We start from the raw sequence: 22096 nt of genomic DNA on the forward strand, positions 1-22096 counted from the left end.
GTTCTCACTCGATGTGCTCGGCGGCGCGGGTCGCCGGGTGCACGGCGACCAGGCCGAGGGCGCTGCGCCGCCGGCACATCGCGGCCAACTCGGCGTAGGCCTTCTCGCCGAGCACCGCGGTGAGCTCGGGGGCGTAGGACTCGAACACCGGGCGGGCGCCGACATGGGCGGCGGGGTCACCGGTGCAGTACCAGTGCAGGTCCGCACCGCCCTCGCCCCAGCCGCGCCGGTCGTACTCGGTGATGACGGTGCGCAGGATCTGGGTGTCGTCGGGCCGGGTGATCCACTCCTGGCTGCGTCGGATCGGCAACTGCCAGCACACGTCGGGCTTCATGGTCAGCGGCTCGACCCCGAGCTTGAGGGCCTTGCTGTGCAGCGCGCATCCGATGCCGCCGGGAAAGCCCGGGCGGTTCAGGAAGATGCACGCCCCCTTGTACTTTCGGGTCCGCAGGTTGGGCTTGCCGTCGTACTCGTCGTCCTCCAGGAAGCCCTTGCGGCCCAGGCCCTTGTCCCGGAACTGCCAGTCCTCGTCGGTCAGCTGTTTGACCGCGTCGTCGAGCCGGGCCCGGTCGTCGTCGTCAGAAAGGAACGCGCCATGCGAGCAGCAGCCGTCGTCCGGGCGGCCCTCGACGGTGCCCTTGCAGGCCGGTGTGCCGAACACACACGTCCAGCGGGACAGCAACCACGTCATATCGGCCGCGATCAGATGGGTCGCGTCCTCCGGGTCGTAGAACTCCACCCATTCGCGGGCAAAGTCGAGTTCGACTTCGCCGGGATGCACATCTGTCACGGCGCAAACGGTACCCCTATATGGCGGAACGCATTTCCCAACTGCGGCACGACGCACGGTCGGAAGTCCCACAGCCCCGGCGGGCGCATCTCGCGGGTTGCGGGAGGTCCGGCCACGAAGCGCTGGTGGGCTGCCGTTAGGTTGGTGCAGTGCGGTTAGGCGTGCTCGATGTCGGGAGCAACACGGTTCATCTCCTCGTGGTGGATGCACGCCGTGGCGGACACCCGACCCCGATGAGCTCCACCAAGGCAGCGCTGCGACTCGCCGAGGCGATCGACAGCTCCGGCAAACTGACCCGCAAGGGTGCCGACAGCCTGGTGGCCACGGTCGACGAGTTCGCCAAGATTGCCACCAGCTCGGGTTGTGCCGAATTGATGGCGTTTGCCACCTCTGCGGTGCGCGACGCCACCAACTCCGAGGAGGTGCTGGCCCGGGTGCGGGCCGAGACCGGGGTTTCCCTCGGCGTGCTGAGCGGGGTCGACGAATCCCGCCTGACCTTCCTGGCTGTGCGCCGCTGGTACGGCTGGAGCGCGGGCCGCATCATCAACATCGACATCGGCGGCGGCTCGCTGGAACTGTCCAGCGGGGTCGACGAAGAGCCGGAGGTGGCGCTCTCGCTGCCACTGGGAGCGGGCCGGTTGACCAGGGAATGGTTGGCCGAAGACCCACCTGGGCGGCGCCGGGTCGCGATGCTGCGGGACTGGCTGGCCACCGAGCTGTCCGATGCCGGCACCACCATGCGCCGGTCCGGAAATCCGGACCTCGCGGTGGCGACGTCGAAGACCTTCCGATCGCTGGCCCGACTCACCGGGGCGGCGCCCTCGGGCGCAGGCCCGCGGGTGAAGCGGACCCTCACCGCGGCTGGATTAAGACAGCTCATAGCTTTCATCTCTAGGATGACAGCGGCTGACCGTGCCGAACTGGAAGGGGTGAGTGCCGAGAGGGCACCACAGATCGTGGCCGGTGCTTTGGTAGCTGAGGCTAGTATGCGAGCACTGGAGATCGATTCCGTCGACATTTGCCCCTGGGCGTTGCGGGAGGGGTTGATTCTGCGGAAACTCGACAGCGAGGCCGACGGCACAGCCTTGGTAGAGACGTCGGCGCGGGACGCCGGACGTTAAGGAAAAGCTAGCCCCAAAGGCAACATAGGTATGACAGGACCAGAGAACAGCCCATCCGGCACCCGACCGATCTCGGTCGCCGAGTTGCTGGCAAAGAACGGGACGATCGGGGCACCCCCGGTCGGCGGTCGCCGTCGGCGTCGGCGCGGTAACAGCGACTCGGTGACGGTTGCCGAACTCACCGGCGAGATCCCGGTCATCACCGATGACATGGAGCCCGAAACCCTCGACGAGTCGGTTCCAGCGCCTGATCCACTGGTCGACACCGCCGTCGTGGCCCCGATCCGCGACGAACCCCGCGAAACACGCGAGCCCCGCGATCAACCGCGGGACGAGCCGCGGGTCCGCAACGGTGGCCCCCGGCCATCTCGGGCCCCTCGGGTCAAGCCGCCCAGGCCGGTGGAGCCCGAAGAGGTGCGCACCGAGGCCGAGGACGACTACGACGCGCACCTGGCGGCACGTGACGCCGACCCCGAGCCGATCGAATTCCGGCCACGTCCGCGGCGCGCGCAGCCCAAGGCGCCGGCACGGGACTACCGACCGTCGGGTACCGGCGCTGAGCGGATGAGCCCCGACCCGCTCTACGACATCGGCGCGGACGACGCCGCGGAGTCGGATGACGCGCTGGTGGATCCCGACGCCCACGAACTCGGTGTGGACGCAGTCGACGACACCGTCTACGACGACTACGCGGGTGACGACTACGACGACGAATACGGCGACGGTTCGTACGCTTCGCTCGGCCCGTTGTTCGGCGGCGGGTCCGTCGCCGACGAGCAGGCCCGCCGTCCCCGTGGCCGCGACGACGTCGATCTCGAACACGACGGAGAGCTGTCCGAGGGCACCGGTACGGCCGGTGATTTCGACGAGCACGACGAATTCGACGACGACCAGCCGCCCGCCTCCCCGCTGGTCCGCGGAATGTGGATCGTCGGTCAGTGCGTGATCGCGGTGGCCTTCGGTGCCGGTCTGTTCGTCGCCTTCGATCAGCTGTGGAAGTGGAACACCATCGTCGCGCTGGTGCTCGGGGTGCTGGTCATCCTCGGCCTGGCCGGTGGCGTGCGGGTGGTCCGCAAGACCGAGGACATCGGCAGCACGCTGACTGCGGTGGCGGTAGGGGCCCTGGTGACCTTTGGCCCGCTGGCGCTGCTGCAGGCGAGTTAGCGCCTGCGCACGCGAGGAGCGCAGCAGCCTCAGTACACAATTGGGTTGTGCGCCCAGCCATCAAGATCGGTCTGTCCACCGCCTCGGTCTATCCGCTGAGGACGGAGGCTGCGTTCGAATACGCCGCCCGTCTCGGTTACGACGGTGTCGAGCTGATGGTGTGGGCGGAATCGGTGAGCCAGGACATCGATGTCGTCGCGAAGATGTCCGCCCATTACGGCGTGCCCGTGTTGTCGGTGCACGCCCCCTGCCTGCTGATCTCGCAGCGGGTGTGGGGCGCGAACCCGATCCCGAAGCTGGAACGCAGCGTGCGGGCCGCCGAACAACTGGGCGCGCAGACCGTCGTCGTGCATCCGCCGTTTCGTTGGCAGCGACGCTATGCCGAGGGGTTCAGCGACCAGGTCGCCCAACTGGAGGCCGACAGCGAGGTCCTGGTGGCGGTGGAGAACATGTTCCCGTTCCGGGCCGACCGGTTCTTCGGGGCGGGTGGCACGTCCGTGGAGCGGATGCGCAAGCGCGGCGGCCGGCCGGGCCCCGGCATCTCCGCCTTTGCGCCGTCCTACGACCCGCTGGACGGCAATCACGCGCACTACACACTCGATCTGAGCCACACCGCGACCGCAGGCACGGACGCCTTGGACATGGCCCGGCGCATGGGCGACGGCCTGGTGCACCTGCATCTGTGCGACGGCAAGGGCGCCTCCACCGACGAGCATCTGGTTCCGGGCCGCGGTACGCAGCCGACCGCCGAGGTGTGCCAGATGCTGGCGGCAAGCGATTTCGCCGGCCACGTTGTCCTGGAGGTCACCACGTCGGCGGCCAAGACGGCCGCCGAACGCGACGCGCTGCTGACCGAGTCGCTGCAATTCGCCCGCACGCACCTGTTGCGCTGAACCCGATCCCGCCGAACCCCGCAGAGGACTGCATATGACTGGCTCGACCCTGTTCACCGATGCCATGGCGTTGACGCCGGCCGGCGACGGCGTCTATCACGGTGAGCTCAACGAGCACTGGACGATCGGGCCCAAGGTGCACGGCGGCGCGATGCTCGCGTTGTGTGCCAACGCGGCGCGCACCGAGTTGGGCACCTCCGCGCAACCCCTCGCGGTCTCGGGAAACTACCTGTGGGCGCCGGATCCCGGTCCGATGCAGGTGGTGACGACGGTTCGCAAGCGGGGCCGCCGGATCGGTCTGGTCGACGTGGAACTCCGGCAGGGCGAGCGCACGGCGGTGACGGTGGCGGTGACACTGGGCGAACCCGAGCATCATGTGCCGCCGCTGCTGTCGTTCAACCCCGTGGTGCCGCTGATGACGCCCGAACCGCCGCCCGGGCTGGAGCCGATCGGGCCGGGGCATCCGATGGAGCATGTCGTGCACCTGGCGCACGGCTGTGACATCCGCCCGGCGCTGCACACCATGGGGCCGCGCACCGACGGCGGGCCGCCGGTTTTCGAGTACTGGGTGCGGCCGAAGGGTGTCGCTCCCGACGTCCTGTTCGCGCTCCTGTGCGGCGATGTGTCGGCTCCGGTGACATTCGCCGTGGAACGGACCGGTTGGGCGCCCACGGTCCAGCTGACGGCCTATCTGCGGGCCTTACCGGCCGACGGATGGCTGCGCGTGATGTGTACCTCGGTACAGATCGGCCAGGACTGGTTCGACGAGGATCACATCGTCGTCGACTGTGAGGGTCGGATCATCGTGCAGACGCGTCAGCTGGCGATGGTCCCGGCGTCGGGCTGAGCCGGAGGCGAATCATGCGGCCCTGAGGCCGGAGGCGAATCATGCGGCCCTGAGGCCGGAGGCGAATCATGCGGCCCTGACGCCGGAGGCGTCCATGTGGCCGTGCGCCCGTCATGGGATGCTGTCGCGCATGTCGAGAATCGCGATCATCGGCGGCGGAAGCATGGGCGAGGCGCTGCTGTCGGGGCTGTTACGGGCTGGTAGGCAGGTCAAGGACCTGGTGGTCGCGGAGAAGTACCCGGACCGGGCCAAGTACCTGTCGGAGAAGTACTCGGTGCTGGTGACCTCGGTCGCCGATGCCGCCGACAACGCCGCCTATGTGGTGATTGCGGTCAAGCCGACCGATGTCGCGAGCGCGATCGACGAGATCGCCGATGCGGCGGCTCGCGCCGATTCCGACACCGCCGAGCAGGTGTTCGTCAGCATCGCGGCCGGTGTCAGCACGTCGTACTACGAGAACAAGCTGCCGGCCGGGTCGCCGGTGATCCGGGTGATGCCGAACTCGCCGATCGTGGTCGGAGGTGGGGTGAGCGCCCTGGCGGCGGGCCGGTTTGCGACCGCCGAGCAGCTCAAGGAGGTCTCGTCGATCTTCGATGCGGTCGGCGGCGTGCTCACGGTGAACGAGTCGCAGCTGGACGCGGTGACTGCGGTGTCCGGGTCGGGGCCGGCGTACTTCTTCCTGATGGTCGAGGCTCTCGTCGATGCGGGCGTGGAATCGGGTCTGTCGCGCGCGGTGGCCACCGATCTGGCGGTCCAGACGATGGCGGGCTCGGCGGCAATGCTGCTCGAACGTCTCGATGAGGTGAACGCGGCCGGCGGCGCTGCGCTGGACACGACGCCCGCGCGATTGCGGGCAATGGTGACCTCGCCGGCCGGCACCACCGCCGCTGGGCTGCGGGAACTGGAGCGCGGGGGACTGCGTGGTGCGGTTTCCAACGCCGTTCTGGCCGCGAAAACGCGCTCTGAGCAGCTCGGAATTACATCTGAGTAATTAGATTAATTCCAACTGATTAGCCCACACCCGTCGCAGTAACCCCACCCGCCACGCTATTCTCCCTTTGTATGCGCGGGTCGGTGCCAGCGGTGGGGAAGCCGCTGGAACTGCCTGTGCCTGATTGATTGGGTTGCGATGACGTCTATGAACGGGCCATCGGCGCGGGATGCTGGCGACGGTCAGCCTCGGGCTCAATTTCTGACAGTCGCCGAAGTGGCGAGCTTGATGAGGGTCTCGAAGATGACGGTGTACCGGTTGGTGCACAACGGTGAACTGCCTGCGGTTCGAGTGGGCCGATCGTTCCGGGTCCACGCCAAGGCAGTCCACGATCTGCTGGAGTCTTCGTACTTCGACGCCGGATAGGCACACACCGCAGCGGTCTGGGCGCAGTGAGCAGGCTGGCGTTTTCCGTTTCGGTGGTAGGCCCGGGTAAAGTGACCGGGTCAACCATCCAGCGTGAGTAGCGGAGACACCAGACTTTATGGGCTCAGTCATCAAGAAGCGGCGTAAGCGTATGTCGAAGAAGAAGCACCGCAAGCTGCTTCGCCGTACCCGGGTGCAGCGTAGAAAACTCGGCAAGTAGCTTTCCGCTGCGGCCGCTAGGCTGAGCCGATGGATTCTGATGGTCGTTCGGGGGGACGCCCGACGGGAGTCCCCGGGTCTTCTGATGCGGATTCGTCCGGCGGAGCAAAGTCCGCCGGTACGGCTCCCTCTCCGAAAGTCGTTCTGGTCACGGGTGCGTGCCGGTTCCTCGGTGGTTATCTGACCGCCAGGCTGGCGCAGAACCCGGCGATCGAGCATGTCATCGCCGTTGACGCGGTGGTGCCGAGCAAGGACATGATGCGGCGGATGGGGCGGGCCGAGTTCGTCCGCGCCGACATCCGCAACCCGTTCATCGCCAAGGTGATCCGTAACGGGAACGTGGACACCGTCGTGCATGCCGCGGCGGCGTCCTACGCTCCGCGCTCCGGGGGTCGCGCCACGTTGAAGGAACTCAACGTGATGGGCGCGATCCAGCTGTTCGCCGCCTGTCAGAAGGCACCGTCGGTTCGTCGGGTCGTGCTCAAGTCCACCTCCGAGGTGTATGGCGCGAGCTCGCGCGATCCGGTGATGTTCAGCGAGGAGAGCAGTGCTCGTCGTCCGCCGGGTGACGGGTTCGCCCGCGACAGCATCGACATCGAGGGCTATGCGCGCGGTCTCGCCCGGCGCCGTCCGGACATCGATCTGACGATCCTGCGGCTGGCCAACATGATCGGTCCGGCGATGGACACCGCACTCTCGCGGTATCTGGCCGGGCCGGTGGTCCCGTCGGTCGTCGGGCACGACGCACGGCTGCAACTACTGCACGAACAGGACGCCCTCGGCGCACTGGAACGTGCATCGATGGCCGGCAGAGGTGGCACGTTCAACATCGGCGCCTCGGGCATCATCATGATGAGCCAGGCGATCCGGCGTTCGGGACGGGTTCGGCTCCCGGTGCCGCGCGGGGCGTTGTCGGCGATCAATTCGCTCAGTCGCGCAACGCGTTACACCGAACTCGACCGCGATCAGATGAACTATCTGAGCTACGGCAGGGTCATGGACACTACGCGAATGCACAGGGATCTGGGCTACAGTCCCAAGTGGACGACCGCCGAGGCATTCGACGACTACGTCCGTGGTCGTGGATTGACACCGATACTCGATCCGCGATGGGTACGCTCAATGGAGAGTCGCGCCGTGGGGGTGGCGCAGCGTTTGGGATATTAGTACTGGCTCTATCCGGGGTGGGAGAAGGTATCGACGTGGCGGCCGAATCCAAAGCGAAAGTCATTCCGCTACATGGGAACTCGAACCGATCGGCTGCTGCACGCCGGGCGGCGGCACGGTCCGAAAGCGCCCGTCGACATCCATCCGTCCTCGCTGATCCGGGAAGCCGCGCCTCGGCCGAGCAGATCGCCGCGGTGGTGCGTGAGATCGATCAGCGGCGCAGCAGTGCCTCGGGTCAGTCCACCGCCGACGAAGGCCCCAGCGAACTCGTCAAGGGCATAGCGGCGGTCGCGGAGTTCGTCCGCACCCGGATGACCGGTGAGTACACGGTGGACGAGTTCGGGTTCGACCCGCACATCACCAATGCAATCTTTTTGCCTTTGCTGAGAACGTTTTTCCGGTCCTGGTTCCGGGTCGAGGTTTCCGGTATCGAGAACCTGCCCGAGAGTGGCGCCGCACTCGTGGTGGCCAACCATGCCGGGGTGCTGCCCTTCGACGGGCTGATGACCCAGGTCGCGGTGCACGACCACCACCCGCTCAACCGCGATCTGCGTCTGCTCGCGGCGGATCTGGTGTTCGATCTGCCGATGGTCGGTGCGGCCGCACGCAAGGCCGGGCACACCATGGCCTGCACCGCCGACGCGCACCGGCTGCTGGCCAACGGCGAGCTCACCGCCGTGTTCCCCGAAGGCTTCAAGGGGCTGGGCAAGAACTTCAAGGATCGCTACAAGCTGCAGCGGTTCGGCCGCGGCGGCTTCGTTTCCGCAGCTCTGCGGGCCCAAGCGCCGATCGTGCCGTGCTCGATCGTGGGCTCGGAGGAGATCTACCCGATGATGGCCGACGTCAAGCTGCTGGCTCGGTTGCTCGGTCTGCCGTACTTCCCGGTGACCCCGCTGTTCCCGTTGGCCGGCCCGCTCGGCCTGGTGCCGTTGCCGTCGAAGTGGCACATCCAGTTCGGTGAGCCGATCGAGACGACCGACTACGACGAGAGCGCCGCCGACGATCCGATGGTCACCTTCGAGCTGACCGATCAGGTCCGCGAGACCATCCAGCACACGCTGTACCAACTGCTGGCCGGTCGTCGAAACATGTTCTTCGGCTGACCTTTTCGCCTCACCTCTTCACCGCGACCGGTAACAAAACTGCCCACTTCCTTGCGGAAGTGGGCAGTTTTTGTCTGCTCGCGCAAACGAAAATCAGGCGCCGGACTTTTGCCCAGCAACCATCTTGGCGATCGCGGCGTCGCGCGCGGCGGCGATCTGCGAACTGATCTCGTCGGCCTCGTCGATGGCCGCCTCACCGAGCATGGTGACGATGCTCGTGGCAACCGGATTGCCGTCGTCGTCGGTGACCTCGGCCCGGACCTCGGCGATCACCGTGCCGTGCGACTCGATGACCGAGTCCAGGTACGAGTCGAACCACAGCTTGTCGCCGACCATGATCGGCCGGTGGAAGATCAGCTTCTGGTCGCGGTGCAGCACGCGCTCCAGATTGATCGGGATGTCGAACTTGTCGAACAGCTCGAGCTGGACCCGTCGACCGGCCACCGCGAGGAACGTCACCGACGCCACCACGGAGTCGTGGCCGAATTCCTTGGCCGCCTCGGCGTCGTAGAGCGCGGGATGGTCGTCCTTGACCGCGCGGGCGAACTCACGGACCTTCTCCCGGCCGACCTCGAAGTAGTCGGGGTACCGGTAGTGCGTCCCGATGATGTTTGCGGCGATGCTCATATTCCCTGCGCTGTTCGGTCTGCGGTGCGCGGTGCGCACGAAACGGGCATGCTGTGGGGCCCGCATGGTGCGACCCGACGCGGAATCTTACCAACGCGGCCCGGCGGCTCAGCGAATGTCGTGGCGGCGGGAGGCGGCGGCGGCCAGCGCACCGCCCAGTGCGCCGAGTGCCAATGCCGACGGCACCCCGATGCGGGCCGCCTTCCGTGCGGTGCGGAAGTCGCGGATCTCCCAGCCGCGTTCCCTGGCCACATCGCGCAGCGCGGCGTCGGGGTTGATGGCCACCGCGGTACCGACCAGCGACAGCATCGGCACGTCGTTGAAGCTGTCCGAGTAGGCGGTACACCGGCGCAGGTTGAGCCCTTCCCGGATGGCCAGGGACCGCACCGCGTGAGCCTTGCCGGTGCCGTGCAGGATGTCGCCGACCAGCCGGCCGGTGAACACCCCGTCGACCGATTCGGCGACCGTCCCCAGCGCGCCCGTCAACCCCAGACGCTTGGCGATCGTGGCGGCCAACTCGTAGGGCGTTGCGGTGACGAGCCACACCTGCTGCCCGGCGTCCAGGTGCATCTGGGCCAGCGCCCGGGTTCCCGGCCAGATCTTGTCGGCGATGATCTCGTCGTAGATCTCCTCGCCCAGCTCGACGAGCTCGGCGGTGGAGCGGCCCTCGATGAATGCCAGGGCCTTCTGCTTGCCCTCGGCGACGTCGTCGCTGTTCTCCTTGCCGGTGAATTGGAACTTGGCCTGGGCGTAGACGATGCCGAGGATGTCGCGGTAGGTGAAGTACTTGCGGGCGGCCAGGCCACGGGCGAAGTGCACCAGCGACGATCCGTGCACCAGGGTGTTGTCGACGTCGAAGAACGCCGCGGCCGTCAGATCGGGCGGCGGCGCCGGCGTCCCGGTGGGGTCGGTGTCGGACTCGAGTTCGGTTACTGCGAGTTCGGCGCTGGCCTCGGCGGCAAGCTCCTGTTCGAGCGCATCGGCACTACCGGATTCGGGCACGTTTTCACCCTAAGTCACCGGGCCGGGATACTGGCGCTGTGGAGGGTGAGCAGGCGGGTACCGGCGGTCGGGCCACTGTGACGTTGCTGACCCGGGCGGGCTGCAGCATGTGTGCGCGGGCGGCGCAGGAGCTGGCCGCATTGCATGAAGAACTGGACTTCGAGCTGGTGACCACGGACGTGGACGTTGCCGCCGATGCGGGCGACACCACGCTGCGGGCCCGCTACGGCGATCTGTTGCCGGTGATTTTGCTGAACGGGGCCCAGCACAGCTATTGGGAAGTCGACGAGCAGGCGCTTAGGGCTGACCTTCCCACCAGATGAAATTTGGTGGGCGGGCCGGAAACGATTACCTTGGTGACGTGGTGATGAAGCCGTGAGTGTGCTGCTATTCGGGGTTTCGCACCGCAGCGCGCCGGTGTCTGTTCTCGAGCAGTTGAGCACTGACGAATCCGATCAGGCCAAGATCATCGACGAGGTCCTCCGATCCTCGTTGGTCACCGAGGCCATGGTTCTGTCCACCTGCAACCGCGTCGAGGTATACGCCGTGGTCGAGGCCTTCCACGGCGGCCTGTCGATCATCGGGCAGGTGCTCTCCGATCACTCCGGCATGTCGCTGAACGATCTCACCAAATACGCCTACGTCCGGTACGCCGAGGCCGCCGTCGAGCACCTGTTCGCGGTGACCAGCGGCCTGGACTCGGCCGTCATCGGTGAAGCCCAGGTGCTGGGCCAGGTGCGTCGCGCCTACGCGACGGCCGAGGAACACCAGACCGTCGGGCGCACCCTGCACGAGCTGGCCCAGCGGGCCCTCAACGTCGGCAAGCGGGTGCACTCCGAGACCGGGATCGACGCCGCGGGAGCCTCGGTGGTCTCGGTGGCTCTCGGGATGGCCGAAACCAAGCTCAATGGCGGTCTCGCCGGCCGCAGCGCAGCGGTGATCGGCGCGGGCTCGATGGGCGCCCTGGCCGGTGCGCACCTGGTGCGGGCCGGGATCGAACGGGTCAATGTGGTGAACCGCTCGCTTCCGCGGGCCCAGCGCCTCGCGGCGAATCTCACCGAGCAGGGCGTGCAGGCACAGGCATTCTGCCTGGACCAGCTCCCGGAAGCGCTGGCCGATTCCGATGTCGTGGTCAGCAGCACCGGGGCGGTACGCCCGGTGGTCTCCCTGGCCGACGTGCACCACGCTCTGGCGCAGCGCGACGCCGCCGCCGGCGATCGGCAGCTGGTCATCTGTGACCTCGGCATGCCCCGCGACGTGGATCCGGCGGTGTCCGGGCTGCCCGGTGTCTGGGTTGTCGACATGGACCGGATTCAGCGGGAGCCGTCGGCGCGGGCCGCGGCCACCGACGCCGATGCGGCCCGCACGATCGTTGCCACCGAGGTTGCCAACTACCTGGCCGGCCAGCGGATGGCCGAGGTCACCCCGACGGTCACCGCGCTGCGGCAACGCGCCGCCGACGTGGTGGAGGCCGAGTTGTTGCGCCTGGACAACCGGCTGCCCGAACTGGAGGCAGCGCACCGCGACGAGGTGGCCAAGACGGTCCGCCGGGTCGTCGACAAGCTTTTGCACGCACCCACGGTGCGGGTGAAACAACTCGCCAGCGCGCCTGGCGGGGACAGCTACGCAGAGGCTCTGCGGGAGCTGTTCGAACTCGATCCGCAAGCCGTCGAAGCTGTGGCGGCCAGCGAATTGCCCTTTATGACAACAGATCTCGATAAGTCTGAGTAGAGCTTGGTAGAAACGCGCGATACGGTGATCCGGATCGGCACCCGGGGTAGCCTGCTGGCGACCACGCAGGCCGGCACCATCAGGGACGCTTTACGAGCCGCAGGCCACCCCTGCGAGTTGGTGATCATCTCGACCGAAGGCGACCGCAACCAGGGTCCCATCGCCGACATCGGCGTCGGGGTCTTCACCGCGGCACTGCGGGAGGCGATCGACGACGGCCGGGTGGACATGGCCGTTCACTCCTACAAAGATTTGCCCACCGCCCGTGACGATCGGTTCGTGATCGCCGCCGTCCCGCGCCGTGAGGACCCTCGTGACGCGCTGGTGGCGCGTGACGGATTGGTGCTCGGCGAGTTGCCGGCAGGGTCCGTGATCGGCACGTCGAGTGCGCGACGGGCCGCGCAGCTTAGAGCACTGGGTCTCGGTTTGGAAATCCGCCCCCTACGAGGCAACCTAGATACCAGGTTGAACAGGGTTACGAGCGGCGATCTCGACGCCATCGTGGTCGCCCGAGCGGGTCTGGCCCGTATCGGACGTCTCGATCAAGTCACCGAGTCGCTCGAGCCGGTGCAGATGTTGCCAGCGCCGGCTCAAGGTGCGCTCGCGGTGGAATGCCGCTCCGGCGACACCGAGCTGATTTCGGTGCTGTCGGAGTTGGATGACGCCGACACGCGCGCCGCGGTCACCGCCGAACGGACCCTGCTCGCCGAACTGGAGGCGGGCTGTTCCGCACCGGTGGGAGCGATCGCAGAAGTGGTCGAGTCCATCGATGAGGACGGCAATGTCTTCGAAGAGGTGTCGTTGCGCGGCTGCGTGGCGACGCTGGACGGATCCGACGTGATCCGTGCGTCCGGCATCGGAACTCCCGATCGGGCCGCTGACTTGGGTGTCTCGGTGGCCGCGGAGCTTTTCGAGTTGGGTGCACGCGAGCTGTTGGTAGAGCGCGGGAGTGAAGAATGACCATGCGAGGTCGCAAGGCGAAGCCCGGCCGCATCACATTTGTGGGCTCGGGCCCGGGAGATCCGGGGCTGCTGACGGCACGGGCGCAAACTGTACTGGCGCACGCCGAGTTGGTGTTCACCGATCCCGACGTCCCCGAAGCCGTGCTGGCGCTGATCGGCACCGAGCTGCCGCCGGCATCCGGCCCGGCCCCGGCCGAGCCGGCCAAGGCCGCCGCCGCCGCCGGTGAGGATGCCGCCGGAACCCCCGACACGGCGCAAGCCGCCATCATCGCGGGTGGGCCCGAGGTCCGTCCCGCCCTCGGTGACCCTGCCGAGGTGGCCAAGACGCTGATCGCCGAGGCCCGCCACGGCTACGACGTGGTCCGCCTGGTCTCCGGTGACCCGCTGTCCGTGGACGCCGTCATCACCGAGATCGGTGCGCTGGCCAAGTCCCACATGAACTTCGAGATCGTCCCCGGTCTGCCCGCCACCAGCGCGGTGCCCACCTACGCTGGCCTGCCGCTGGGGTCGGCGCACACCGTGGCCGATGTCCGCGGTGACGTGGACTGGGCGGCGCTGGCCGCCGCACCGGGACCGCTGATCCTGCACGCGACCGCGTCGCACCTGCCGGATGCCGCCCGCACCCTGATCGAGCAGGGCCTGGTCGACGGCACCCCGGCAGTGGTGACCGCGAGCGGCACCACCTGCCAGCAGCGTTCGGTGGAGACCACGCTCGGTGGCCTGCTCGACAAGGCCGTGCTGGAGAAGCCGGCCGGAAGCGAGCTGGCCGGGCCTCTGACCGGTCCGCTGGTCGTCACCATCGGCAAGACCGTGGCCAACCGCGCCAAGCTGAACTGGTGGGAGAGCCGCGCCCTGTACGGCTGGACCGTGCTGGTGCCGCGCACCAAGGACCAGGCCGGGGAGATGAGCGACCGGCTCGTGGGCCACGGCGCCCTGCCGATCGAGGTCCCGACCATCGCCGTCGAGCCGCCGCGCAGCCCCGCGCAGATGGAGCGTGCGGTCAAGGGCCTGGTCGACGGCCGGTTCCAGTGGGTGGTGTTCACCTCGACCAACGCCGTGCGTGCGGTCTGGGAGAAGTTCAACGAGTTCGGCCTGGACGCGCGGGCGTTCTCCGGCGTGAAGATCGCGTGTGTCGGACAGGCGACCGCCGACAAGGTCCGGGCCTTCGGCATCAATCCTGAGCTGGTGCCGTCGGGCGAGCAGTCCTCGCTGGGCCTGCTCGACGAGTTCCCGCCGTTCGACGAGGTTTTCGACCCGGTGAACCGGGTGCTGCTGCCCCGCGCCGACATCGCCACCGAGACGCTGGCCGAGGGCCTGCGTGAGCGCGGTTGGGAGATCGAGGACGTCACGGCCTACCGCACCGTGCGTGCGGCTCCGCCGCCGGCGCAGACCCGCGAGATGATCAAGACCGGCGGCTTCGACGCGGTCTGCTTCACCTCGAGCTCCACGGTGCGCAACCTTGTCGGTATCGCCGGCAAGCCGCACGCCCGGACCATCGTGGCCTGCATCGGACCCAAAACTGCTGAAACCGCAGCGGAATTCGGCCTGCGGGTGGATGTGCAGCCCGAGTCGGCCGCGGTGGGACCTCTGGTCGATGCGCTTGCCGAGCACGCCGCTCGACTGCGGGCCGAGGGGGCGCTGCCCCCGCCGCGCAAGAAGAGCCGTAGGCGCTAGTTTCGCCGAAACCGCATTCCGGCAGGGCCGTACTCGAACTTTTCCTGCTGGAATGCCGTTTCGAGGATGGAGCGGAGGAGGGATAGCTGTGGCTTTTCCAAGGCATCGTCCGCGCCGGCTGCGGTCCACGCCGGCAATGCGTCGACTGGTGGCTCAAACCTCTTTGGAACCACGGCATCTGGTGCTGCCGATGTTCGTCGCCGACGGGATCGATGAGCCGCGCCCGATCTCCTCGATGCCCGGCGTGGTGCAGCACACCAGGGATTCGTTGCGCCAGGCGGCCGCCGATGCGGTGGCGGCCGGCGTGGGTGGTCTGATGCTGTTCGGAGTGCCCCGTGACGAGGACAAGGATCCGACCGGTGCCGTCGGCGTCGATCCGGGCGGCATCCTCAACGTGGCGTTGCGGGACCTGGCCAAGGATCTGGGTGACGCGACCGTGCTGATGGCCGACACCTGCCTGGACGAGTTCACCGACCACGGGCACTGTGGCGTGCTGGATGCCGCGGGTCGGGTCGATAATGACGCGACCAACCTGCGCTACGTGGAACTTGCGGTGGCACAAGCGGAATCGGGTGCACACGTGGTGGGCCCCAGCGGAATGATGGACGGTCAGGTGGCCGCCATCCGCGACGGTCTCGATGCGGCCGGGCACGCCGATGTGGCCATCCTGGCCTATGCGGCCAAGTTCGCCTCGGCGTTCTACGGCCCGTTCCGCGAAGCGGTGTCGTCCAGCCTGGTCGGGGATCGGCGTACCTACCAACAGGATCCGGGCAATATCCGCGAAGCCGTGCACGAGGTCGAACTCGACATCGACGAGGGCGCCGACATCGTGATGGTCAAGCCGGCGATGAGTTACCTGGATGTGGTGCGCGCCGCCGCCGATATTTCACCGGTACCCGTTGCCGCATATCAGATTTCGGGGGAGTACTCGATGATCTGCGCCGCTGCGGCCAATGGCTGGATCGACCTACAGGCCGCCGCGTTGGAGTCGTTGACCGGAATCCGGCGAGCCGGGGCCGACATCGTGTTGACCTATTGGGCGGCCGACGTGGCCGGCTGGCTCGCGTGACCGATCCGGGGACCGAACAGGAACCGAGCCCGACCGGTCGTCCCGACGACGTCGACACCGGATTCTGGCTGTGGACTGCCGCACTGGTGCTGATGGTGGTCGGGTACCTGATCGACGCGTTGACCGGATCCGGCACGGGTGTGCAACGGTCCATGACGGTCGTCTTCTCGGTGATGTTCGTGGTGGTGCTGTCGTCGATCGTGGTGGCCTTCCTGATGCTGATGCGGCAGGGATATCGCTGGGCCCGCACGCTGTTGACCAGTGGGGGAATCGTCTCGGTGCTGCACGCGATCAGCAGCCTGTTGACCGGCGAACGCCAGGATGCGGCGGCGATGGGATACGCGGTCACCGCGATCGTGGGGTCGGTGCTGATCGCGGGTGGCCTGTACCTGCTGCACCGCAAGGACGCCGACGGCTTCTTCACCCGCTGATTTCGCTACGCTTCCCGACAATGTCTACGCCGTCATCGCCGCCTCCGCCCTCATCCCCGTCGCGACGCGCGACCATCGGATTCGGCTGCTGGTTGGTCGGCTCGGTGTTGTTGATCGCCGGCGGCATGCTCGCGGTTTCGGCGAGCATCCCGCCCGGCGTCAATACGATGTTGTACCGGGGGATCGGAGCGCTCACCGTGCTGGCGGGCCTCGGTATGGCTTTCCTGGCGGGCCGCGGCCGCTCAGATGATCGCCACCGGCGCGCGGCGGTGGCATTGTCGCTGGCTATCGTGGTCCTGGTGCTGTTGACCGGCCTCAACGTTCTCGTGCTGGTCGCGCTGCTCCCGCTCATCGTGGGAACCGGCGTGAGCGCGCTGCCATTGCGGAGGGGTGACCATGGAGAGTGAACCGGTGAACAAGGTTGCCTCTGAAGTGCTGTTCTACGAGCAGGGCGCCAGTTGGGGCTGGCTCCTGCTCGGACCGTTCGCCGGGATCGGCATGGCGATTCTGCAGATGACCGGTGGCTACGGCCAGGACCTGTGGATCCCGATCGTGTTCCTGGTGCTGGTGTCGGTGTTCGTGGCCATCCAGATCAAGGCGGCGCGCATCCACACCTCGGTCGAGTTGACCGCCCAAACGCTGCGCCAGGGCGCGGAGACCATCAAGCTCGACGAGATCGTGTCGATATACCCGGAGGCATCGGGCTCGGAGTCGCCGAAATGGCAGTCCGACCGTGCCCTCGGCGAGCTCAGCGGGGTGCCGCGCGGCCGGACCGGTATCGGGCTGAAGCTCACCGGTAACCGCGGGGCCCAGGCCTGGGCGCGCAAGCACCGGAAGCTGCGTGAGGCGCTGACCCCGCTGGTCGAGGAGCGCATGCCGTGAAACGCCGGGCCGTGCTGGAGTTCGTGGTGGCTGCCGTTGCCGCGGTGGGTTGTGTGCTGAGCTGGATCGCGGCGTCGACCACGATCCAGGTGGCGCCCGTGCTCGACGGTGAGCCCCCGACCACCGCGATCAGCTATTCGGCGCCGATGCTGGTGCTGGCCTTGGTGCTCGCCGGTCTGGCGGGCGTACTGACCGTGTTGGGTATCGCGCGGTTGCGTCGCTGACCCGTGACCGATTGGCAGCCTGTCACGCGCGGTGAATCCGGCGCCGGGGTGTTCCGGAACGCGGACGGTTCCCGGTACGCGAAGGTGGTCGACGCCGCGGCGGTGGCCGATCTGGTTGCGGAGCGGGACCGGGTGTCGTGGGCGCACGGTCGCGGGCTGCCGGTGCCTGCGGTCATCGATTGGGGTAGCACCGAGGACGGCGGCGCCGTCCTGGTCACCAGTGCCGTCGGCGGCATCGCAGCCGATCGGCTCACGGAAACGGCACTGCGGACGGCCTGGCCCTCGATCGTGGCGGCGGTCCGCACCCTGCACGGCATCGCGCCCGCCGAATGTCCCTTCCGCCGCGATCTCGACGACATGCTGTCCCGGGCCCGCTCGGTGGTCGCCGCGGGCGCGGTCGACCCGGAGTTCCTGCGCGACGAGGACCGGGACGTCCCAGCCGGTGAACTGCTGGCCCGCGTCGAACGCGAGACCGAACTGCGCCGCCGGCAGGAGGCCGACGATCAGGTGGTGTGCCATGGCGATCTGTGCCTGCCGAACATCCTGATCGACCCCGACCGGCTCACTGTCGAGGGTTTCGTCGACCTTGGCCGCCTGGGCCTGGCGGATCGTCACGCCGACCTGGCGCTGCTGTTGGCCAACACTGCCGACACCTTCCCCGGTTTCGCCGAGGCAGCCGCGGCGGGACTGGCCTCGGGCTACCCGGCGGAGGTGGATCCGGAGCGGCTGCGGTTCTATCTCGCGCTCGATCCACTGACCTGGGGATGAGTACCCAAGGCGCGGTTCAGGAATCGAGCCAGGCCAACTCATCGGACAAGTGCGCGCGCCAGAACTCCTGATCGTGTCCGCCGGGGTAGAAGCCGGTGGCCGGGGTCCTCGGCAGTTGGTTGACGAACATTCGGGTCGCTGCGTAGAACCCGTCGCCGGTGCCGCAGTCGATGCGTAGCGGGATCGACCCCAGCGCCGGTAGCAGTCTCAGCGCCGAGTTCTGCTGCCAGTCTTCGAGGCTGTCGAAGGCGTCGGGTGGCGCGCCCCAGTACGTCAGGTACAGCGCCGGGCTGATCGCGCAGACCGCCGCGGTGCGCGCCGCGCCCAGTCTGGCGCCCAACAGCATGGCGCCGTAGCCGCCCATCGACCAGCCCATGAAGGCCACTCGCGAGGTGTCGATGCCCTTGGTACCCAACATCGGGATCAGTTCGTTGAGCACCATTGCCCCGGAGTCCCCACCAGAGGCTCGACGGCGCCAGAACGAGTTGCCGCCATCGACACTGACCACTGCGAACGGCGGTCGGCCGGCCGCGGTCAGCCGGCCCAGCGCCTCCGGAATGCCCAGGTCCATCACGCCGGCGGCGTCGTTGTCCATCCCGTGCAGGGCGATCACCGGACGCAATGGGCCGTGCTGGCCCGGCGGGCGGGCGATGATCCAGTTGGTTTCGACTCCGCCGCGGGCCGCGGAGGTGAACGTCCCCGATTCGCGGGTCGGTAACGGGCTGCCCGCGGGGGCCGTCTGGTTTGGGCCCGGAGATGCGCGGGGCGTCGGCGGATCGAGCAGGCTGCCCAATGCCATCAGTCCCGCGACACCCGCGCCGGTGACACCTAGACGCAGCGCGTCACGGCGGGTCAGCGAGGTCACCTGCGCATCATTCCAACCATGGGTCTCAGCAGATGACACGGTCCGGCAACAGCGCGATAACGCCGCCCACCCGGTTCGGTGAGCCCGATCACAGAGCACTTGGTACAAAGTTCACAATCTGTAACACTGTGTCCATGACGGAATTGGCCGAGCAGCCCCAGCAGACCGACGCCCTGCCTCTCGGGCCGCAATCACTGGTCTGGAAGTACTTCGGCGACAACCGGATGTACCTGATCGGTCCCCGGCCGGCCGTTCTGCAGAACATGCTGGCCGAACTGGGCCAGGGCGTGCTCGACCATTCGACGTTCTTCTCCGACACCGCCGAGCGGCTCAAGCGCACCATCCCGCCGATCTTCCGCACCGTGTACGGCACCGAGGATGAGAACGCCGGCACCCAGGTCCGCGACTTCCACCACCACGTCAAGGGCGATATGCCGGACGGGTCCCGTTACCACGCACTGGATCCCGACACGTACTTCTGGGCGCATGCGACGTTCGTCGAGCAGGTTCTCTACTTCGCCGACACCTTCGTCAAACGGCTCAGCGACGCCGAGAAGGAACAGATCTATCTAGAGTCCAAGACCTGGTACCGCCGCTACGGCGTCAGCGACCGGCCGATGCCGGCCACCTACGCCGAATTCGAGCAGTACTGGGACCGGATGATGAACGAGGTGGCGGTCCCGCACAAATCTGCCCGCTACGGCGTCGGCTATGTCACCAAGGGCTTTCCCTGCCCGAAGGGGGTGCACCCGGCCGCGTGGCGCGTGGTGGCCACGGTGTTCGACCCGGTCGCGGCATTCCTGACCGCGGGGGGCCTGCCGCCGCGCGCCCGTGACCTGCTCGACCTGCCGTGGAGCGAGCGTCAGGAACGCAATTATCAGCGGTTCGCCGCCGTCTGGCGGACCCGCCCGGTGAACTGGGTGTGGGACCATCTACCGATGAGCGTGCGCTACAACAAATTTGCGCAAAAGGGCTATGCCCAGGTTTGATTCGTCGCCCGCGACGGGAGCCGATTCGTCGCCCGCGACGGGCCCTGATTCGTCGCCCGCGACGGTGGCAATCCTGGACGCGGCCCTCGTCGAGTTCGAGCGGCACGGCCTGCGCCGGGTCGCGCTCGACGATGTCGCGCGGCGGGCCGGGGTCAGCCGCACCACGATCTACCGCCGATTCGCCAATCGTGACGAATTGGTGGCGGCGGTGATCGAGCGGGAGAACGTCGCGCTGTTCGCGGACATCGCCAACGAGTTGAAAGATGCAGGGCCGCAATCGAATTATTATGTCGAGGCGTTCACGCTCTCGATTCTGCGGTTCCGGCGCCACCATGTGCTCAACCAGTTGATCGCCGATGAGCCGGCTCTGGTCATGGAGCTGCTGCACACCCACTACGGTGCGGCGATCGAACGGATGGCCGCGGCGCTCAAGGTGATCTTCCCGGCCGGGTTCGCCGACCGGATCGGTGCGCAGGCGGTCAACGACCTGGCCGACACCATCCTGCGTTACGCCGGGATGGTCCTGTTGCTGCCCAGCGTCGAGCCGCTCGATACGGCCGAGGACATCCGGGCGTTCGCCACCCGCCATTTCCTGCCAAGTCTGCCGGTGTCGCTGCGCACCGTTTCAGCCTGATCGGCGACCAAGTCGGGGCGCCGAAGTGTTTGGTAGCTCACATTTTCGGGCAGCCGGTACGGATGACCACCAACAAGCCCCCGCCCATCAGTGAAGAGAACCGCAAGGAAGCCGAGCGCGTCATGAGCTCCTATGACGACTCCCGCCCCACCGTCACCCTGCCGGGCAGCCACGGCACGGTGTCCGGCACCGCCGTCAACGACTGGGTCGATGACGACGGCAACCCCATCTACGGCCAGCCCGAAAGCAAGAAGTAACCACCAACCTGCGCCGTCGCCGGTTGTGCCATGCCTACTGTGGCGATGTGACTGTTACCCTGCTGGACCGGATCGCCCCTGCCTTCGTGACGATGGCCCATCAGATCGTGTGGGCCTCGGTGGCCACCGTCGACGCCGACGGTCAACCCCGCACCCGCATCCTGCACCCGATCTGGGAGTGGGACGGCACCGATCTGTTCGGTTGGGTCGCCACCGTGCCCACTCCGGTTAAACGCGCGCACCTGGCAGTGCATCCGCACGTCTCGGTCAGCTACTGGACCACCAACCACGACACCTGTGCAGCGGACTGCCTGGTGGAGTGGTACACCGACGACGAGACCTGCACGCAGGTGTGGGACCGTTTCGCGAACGGACCGGCGCCGGTGGGGTATGACCCGCACATCATCCCGCAGTGGAGCGACGGGCCGACCTCGGACCAGTTCGCGGCTCTACGGTTGACTCCTTACCGGCTGCGGGTGATGCCGGGCACGGTCATGACTGCGGGTTCCGGTGAGGTGCTGAACTGGCGGGCGTGACGCCGGTATCTCGCGTGCCCGTATTTCGCGCGACCGGATGCAATGGCCACCGCTGCCGGTCGGCGTCATGGCCGGTGTGCCACGACACGACAGCTGCCGCGACCTCGCGGACATCGTCGTCGGTGTTGATCACCGCACAGCTGGCCGCGAGTTCGGGCAACCCGTTGACCAGGCACTCATAGCCGATTCGGTGCGTCAGGCCACGGGTCCATCGCAGCGCGATCGCCCGGCGGCCAGGAGGTAGCCGCCGGGCGTCGCAGATCAACAGGACCCGACGCGCCCCCACCGTGAGGGCGGTCGCGGTCGCCAACTCGCACGCTTCGTTCTCACAGGCGCGTAATCGCCTGTGCCACGCGATGGTTCGGCGCCCGCCGAACCGGGATCGCACCGAACGCCCGTCGAAAATGGTGATCACCGACTCGATCGAGTCGATTTCGGCTGCGCTCAGCAGCGGTGCGGGCGAACCGGTGGTGTGCCAAGGTGTCCGGATCGGCACCCGGGCACACGGCGGATGTGCGTGTTTGACCGCGATGGCGGCGCGCCTCAGCGAGGCGGTGACAGAGCCGGAGAGGTCGGTCAGCCAACCGAGCATCAGTACCTGCGGGCCGGCGGCCTCTCGATCCGCCACTGCAATTCCACCCGCCGATCTCAGTCCCGTCGCAAATTTTCATGCTGCTGTCCGCCATTTTTTTGCACAAATGATCCGCCCCGATAAATAAATTAAGGATCGGATTGGATCGGAGCGTCGAATGCCCTGATTCAATATGCCAATTCAACGGGAATC

28 protein-coding genes are annotated in these 22096 nt (G+C 67.4%); 23 read left to right on the top strand and 5 right to left on the bottom strand.

All coding sequences use genetic code 11. From position 1 onward, the window contains the following. Positions 1-4: 4 nt before the first annotated feature. The gene (locus tag A5779_RS12515) at positions 5-790 is read right to left on the bottom strand and encodes a DUF3109 family protein (protein ID WP_064882262.1); all 786 of its coding nucleotides are present in this window, start codon (positions 788-790) and stop codon (positions 5-7) included. 149 nt (positions 791-939) lie between these two features. Between A5779_RS12515 and A5779_RS12520 the strand changes: the two genes are divergently transcribed. The 9 genes from A5779_RS12520 to A5779_RS12555 all read left to right on the top strand — a co-directional run bounded on the left by A5779_RS12520 (position 940) and on the right by A5779_RS12555 (position 8661). Further along, positions 940-1911 (top strand): Ppx/GppA family phosphatase, encoded by a 972-nt coding sequence (locus A5779_RS12520; RefSeq protein WP_064882264.1) that lies wholly within the window; start codon positions 940-942, stop codon positions 1909-1911. Positions 1912-1941: 30 nt separating this feature from the next. Then, on the top strand, positions 1942-3075 hold the full coding sequence (locus A5779_RS12525) for an Rv0497 family membrane protein (RefSeq protein ID WP_064882266.1): 1134 nt from the start codon (positions 1942-1944) through the stop codon (positions 3073-3075). A gap of 47 nt (positions 3076-3122) precedes the next feature. Then, positions 3123-3968 (top strand): sugar phosphate isomerase/epimerase family protein, encoded by an 846-nt coding sequence (locus tag A5779_RS12530; RefSeq protein ID WP_064882267.1) that lies wholly within the window; start codon positions 3123-3125, stop codon positions 3966-3968. Between the two features lie 34 nt (positions 3969-4002). Then, positions 4003-4815, top strand: a complete 813-nt coding sequence (locus tag A5779_RS12535; protein WP_064882269.1) for a thioesterase family protein — start codon at positions 4003-4005, stop codon at positions 4813-4815. A gap of 130 nt (positions 4816-4945) precedes the next feature. Continuing rightward, positions 4946-5806, top strand: coding sequence for a pyrroline-5-carboxylate reductase (gene proC, locus A5779_RS12540; protein ID WP_110777207.1), 861 nt, complete (start codon positions 4946-4948; stop codon positions 5804-5806). A gap of 138 nt (positions 5807-5944) precedes the next feature. Continuing rightward, a complete protein-coding gene (locus tag A5779_RS12545) occupies positions 5945-6172 on the top strand; it encodes a cell division/environmental response transcriptional regulator (protein ID WP_003882954.1) in 228 nt (75 codons plus the stop codon). A gap of 118 nt (positions 6173-6290) precedes the next feature. Next, positions 6291-6392 carry a 30S ribosomal protein bS22 gene (locus tag A5779_RS32970; protein WP_003402602.1) on the top strand — a complete coding sequence of 34 codons (102 nt, stop codon included), beginning with the start codon at positions 6291-6293 and terminating at the stop codon, positions 6390-6392. A gap of 29 nt (positions 6393-6421) precedes the next feature. Further along, positions 6422-7558, top strand: a complete 1137-nt coding sequence (locus A5779_RS12550) for an SDR family oxidoreductase (protein WP_082941663.1) — start codon at positions 6422-6424, stop codon at positions 7556-7558. Positions 7559-7593: 35 nt separating this feature from the next. Further along, positions 7594-8661 (top strand): lysophospholipid acyltransferase family protein, encoded by a 1068-nt coding sequence (locus A5779_RS12555; RefSeq protein WP_064882338.1) that lies wholly within the window; start codon positions 7594-7596, stop codon positions 8659-8661. A 93-nt stretch (positions 8662-8754) separates the two neighbouring features. Here A5779_RS12555 and A5779_RS12560 read toward each other — a convergent pair whose 3' ends face one another. Together A5779_RS12560 and A5779_RS12565 are read right to left on the bottom strand one after the other, a co-directional pair. Next, entirely contained in the window at positions 8755-9288 is a 534-nt protein-coding gene (locus A5779_RS12560) for an FAS1-like dehydratase domain-containing protein (protein WP_064882272.1), read from the bottom strand. Positions 9289-9396: 108 nt separating this feature from the next. Then, on the bottom strand, positions 9397-10290 hold the full coding sequence (locus tag A5779_RS12565) for an HAD family hydrolase (protein ID WP_064882274.1): 894 nt from the start codon (positions 10288-10290) through the stop codon (positions 9397-9399). Positions 10291-10328: 38 nt separating this feature from the next. On the opposite strand from A5779_RS12565, the gene A5779_RS12570 reads away from it, so the two are divergent. The 10 genes from A5779_RS12570 (at position 10329) to A5779_RS12615 (ending at position 18031) form a co-directional block, all read left to right on the top strand. Then, positions 10329-10613: a glutaredoxin family protein gene (locus A5779_RS12570; protein WP_269085842.1), complete on the top strand. Its 285-nt coding sequence runs from the start codon at positions 10329-10331 to the stop codon at positions 10611-10613. 52 nt (positions 10614-10665) lie between these two features. Beyond that, positions 10666-12021, top strand: coding sequence for a glutamyl-tRNA reductase (locus tag A5779_RS12575; protein ID WP_064882275.1), 1356 nt, complete (start codon positions 10666-10668; stop codon positions 12019-12021). A gap of 24 nt (positions 12022-12045) precedes the next feature. Further along, entirely contained in the window at positions 12046-12981 is a 936-nt protein-coding gene (hemC, locus tag A5779_RS12580) for a hydroxymethylbilane synthase (protein WP_064882277.1), read from the top strand. Continuing rightward, on the top strand, positions 12978-14657 hold the full coding sequence (locus A5779_RS12585; RefSeq protein ID WP_064882279.1) for a bifunctional uroporphyrinogen-III C-methyltransferase/uroporphyrinogen-III synthase: 1680 nt from the start codon (positions 12978-12980) through the stop codon (positions 14655-14657). Before hemC ends, A5779_RS12585 begins: the two co-directional genes overlap by 4 nt. An 88-nt stretch (positions 14658-14745) precedes the next feature. Beyond that, the gene (hemB, locus tag A5779_RS12590; protein WP_082941664.1) at positions 14746-15726 is read left to right on the top strand and encodes a porphobilinogen synthase; all 981 of its coding nucleotides are present in this window, start codon (positions 14746-14748) and stop codon (positions 15724-15726) included. After that, positions 15723-16157 carry a hypothetical protein gene (locus A5779_RS12595; RefSeq protein WP_064882281.1) on the top strand — a complete coding sequence of 145 codons (435 nt, stop codon included), beginning with the start codon at positions 15723-15725 and terminating at the stop codon, positions 16155-16157. Before hemB ends, A5779_RS12595 begins: the two co-directional genes overlap by 4 nt. A 20-nt stretch (positions 16158-16177) precedes the next feature. Beyond that, on the top strand, positions 16178-16564 hold the full coding sequence (locus tag A5779_RS12600; protein WP_064882284.1) for a hypothetical protein: 387 nt from the start codon (positions 16178-16180) through the stop codon (positions 16562-16564). Continuing rightward, the gene (locus A5779_RS12605) at positions 16554-17039 is read left to right on the top strand and encodes a transport-regulating membrane protein Mce1N (RefSeq protein WP_064882286.1); all 486 of its coding nucleotides are present in this window, start codon (positions 16554-16556) and stop codon (positions 17037-17039) included. The genes A5779_RS12600 and A5779_RS12605 overlap by 11 nt, the downstream gene beginning before the upstream one ends. After that, positions 17036-17263, top strand: a complete 228-nt coding sequence (locus A5779_RS12610) for a hypothetical protein (protein ID WP_064882288.1) — start codon at positions 17036-17038, stop codon at positions 17261-17263. The genes A5779_RS12605 and A5779_RS12610 overlap by 4 nt, the downstream gene beginning before the upstream one ends. A 3-nt stretch (positions 17264-17266) precedes the next feature. Beyond that, on the top strand, positions 17267-18031 hold the full coding sequence (locus A5779_RS12615; protein ID WP_064882290.1) for an APH(3'') family aminoglycoside O-phosphotransferase: 765 nt from the start codon (positions 17267-17269) through the stop codon (positions 18029-18031). Between the two features lie 16 nt (positions 18032-18047). Here the strand turns inward: A5779_RS12615 and A5779_RS12620 are convergent, their stop codons facing one another. Then, positions 18048-18896 (bottom strand): alpha/beta hydrolase, encoded by an 849-nt coding sequence (locus A5779_RS12620; protein ID WP_082941665.1) that lies wholly within the window; start codon positions 18894-18896, stop codon positions 18048-18050. Between the two features lie 134 nt (positions 18897-19030). Between A5779_RS12620 and A5779_RS12625 the strand changes: the two genes are divergently transcribed. From A5779_RS12625 to A5779_RS12640, 4 genes are all read left to right on the top strand, one after another. Beyond that, positions 19031-19885 carry an oxygenase MpaB family protein gene (locus A5779_RS12625; protein ID WP_064882294.1) on the top strand — a complete coding sequence of 285 codons (855 nt, stop codon included), beginning with the start codon at positions 19031-19033 and terminating at the stop codon, positions 19883-19885. Then, positions 19872-20519, top strand: coding sequence for a TetR/AcrR family transcriptional regulator (locus tag A5779_RS12630; RefSeq protein WP_082941666.1), 648 nt, complete (start codon positions 19872-19874; stop codon positions 20517-20519). Before A5779_RS12625 ends, A5779_RS12630 begins: the two co-directional genes overlap by 14 nt. Positions 20520-20581: 62 nt before the next feature. After that, positions 20582-20776 carry a hypothetical protein gene (locus A5779_RS12635; RefSeq protein WP_064882298.1) on the top strand — a complete coding sequence of 65 codons (195 nt, stop codon included), beginning with the start codon at positions 20582-20584 and terminating at the stop codon, positions 20774-20776. Between the two features lie 92 nt (positions 20777-20868). Then, positions 20869-21312, top strand: coding sequence for a pyridoxamine 5'-phosphate oxidase family protein (locus A5779_RS12640; protein WP_064882342.1), 444 nt, complete (start codon positions 20869-20871; stop codon positions 21310-21312). On the opposite strand, the gene A5779_RS12645 is transcribed toward A5779_RS12640, so the two are convergent. Next, entirely contained in the window at positions 21269-21940 is a 672-nt protein-coding gene (locus A5779_RS12645) for a hypothetical protein (RefSeq protein WP_064882300.1), read from the bottom strand. The two genes, A5779_RS12640 and A5779_RS12645, sit on opposite strands and share 44 nt — an antisense overlap. Positions 21941-22096 lie beyond the last annotated feature (156 nt).

The sequence above is a fragment of the Mycolicibacterium peregrinum genome, from assembly GCF_001665625.1.
Classification (GTDB): domain Bacteria; phylum Actinomycetota; class Actinomycetes; order Mycobacteriales; family Mycobacteriaceae; genus Mycobacterium; species Mycobacterium peregrinum_B.